Annotated in this window: 2 protein-coding genes; one reads left to right on the top strand and one right to left on the bottom strand. The window is 74.1% G+C overall.

Annotated elements, in window-relative coordinates; genetic code table 11:
- On the top strand, window positions 1-218 hold a 218-nt coding region (locus tag AC1DUQ_RS21720), incomplete at its 5' end, for a phosphoenolpyruvate carboxykinase domain-containing protein (RefSeq protein WP_477074633.1).
- Window positions 219-254: 36 nt separating this feature from the next.
- On the opposite strand, the gene AC1DUQ_RS21715 is transcribed toward AC1DUQ_RS21720, so the two are convergent.
- A complete protein-coding gene (locus AC1DUQ_RS21715) occupies window positions 255-1334 on the bottom strand; it encodes a hypothetical protein (protein WP_477062704.1) in 1080 nt (359 codons plus the stop codon).
- Window positions 1335-1404: the final 70 nt, after the last annotated feature.

Raw genomic sequence — 1404 nt, 5'->3', positions numbered from 1 at the left:
CCGTGGGCCTGCTGCCCGCCCCGGGTGCGCTGGACACCCGCGGCCTCGACCTCGACGACCGGGCGCTCGCGCAGCTGTTCGAGGTGGTCCCCGCCTCGTGGGCTCGCGAGGCCGCCCTCACCGAGGAATTCTTCGCGCCGTTCGGTGGCCGCGTGCCGGCCGCGCTGCGCGATCGGCTCGCCCACCTGCGGGCGGCGGTGACACCCACCCAGGCGTGATGCCAGGACTACCGGCCCTGCGGACGCAGCGTGCGCTCAGGACCCGGTGGCGCGTCGGTAGGAGTCTCCGTCGTGGCCGCCGGTGCGGCGCCACCGGCCGGTGACCGAGGGCGGGTCGCCGATCAGGACGCTCCCCCGCCAGGCGTAGGTCGTCGGCCAGCGGCGGAACACCGGCACCACAGTCGTCACCAGCCGCATCAGCCACGGCAGTGCGCCGGGCCGCCAGCGCTCCAGGTCGTCCAGGTCGACGCGGGCCTTGTCGCCTTCGCGGACTGCGGACCACCTGCCGCCCGTGATGCGGGCACCGTCGACCGTCACGTGCCAGCGGCCCTGCGCACGGTCCCGGTCCGCCATCGTGCGCAGGTCCAGCCACGGCACCAGCTGGACCTCGGCGGTGTGGTCGTCGCACACGGCCGTGACCGTCCCGCTGGTGACGCCGCCGAGCGTGGGCTGCTCCATGTCGTCGGGGTTGAGCTCGACGACCACGACGGACGCCGCGTACTTGATCAGGTGCCGGCGGTGCATCCGCGCACCCGGGAGCTGCCCGACCGCGGCGGTCCGTCCGTCGATGCGGACATGGGGCGGTGTCGCGGTGACCCGCACGAGGTCGAACGCGTTCATCCAGACCAGCAGGAGCGACGTCGGCCGCCGGATGCCGGCGCTCACCGGCGCCAGAAGACGCGCGCGGCGGCGCGGTACCCCGTCACGGTCGTCGACGCGGACCTCGACGAGGCGGCCGTCGACGTCGGTGAACCGGACCTCGGCGTCCACGCCGTCCTCGGCGACGGCCAGACGGGCCACGGCGAACTGGGTCACGTTCCACGACCGCGTGCCGCCGCCGATCTCGTAGCCGCGACGGTCGAGCCGCAGACCGGGCTGGAGGTAGTAGTCGACCGTGCGGTCCTCGCGTCGTGACAGGAACGCCAGCATGCCGGTGCCGTGCACGTCATCGTCGAACCACTGCAGCTCGACGCCGTCGTACACCGGGTCGTCGGCGAGCTCCGCGTTCAGCAGGGCGGCGAGCCGGTCGATGCGGAGAGTGAGGGGCGCGACGGGGGCGCCGGGCAGCTGCGGACCTGCCACCCGCTCCTCGGGTTCGGGCGCAGCTGAGCGCACCGGTGGCTCCTTCGTCGTCGTCGTCGCAGTGCTCGGAGCACCAGCGAACCGCCCACCACCCATCCGGACG

This window comes from Cellulomonas sp. P4_B5_2 (genome assembly GCF_056402235.1).
The sequence above is the reverse complement of the archived record's forward strand: the minus strand, read 5'-3'. Positions and strand labels throughout refer to the sequence as shown.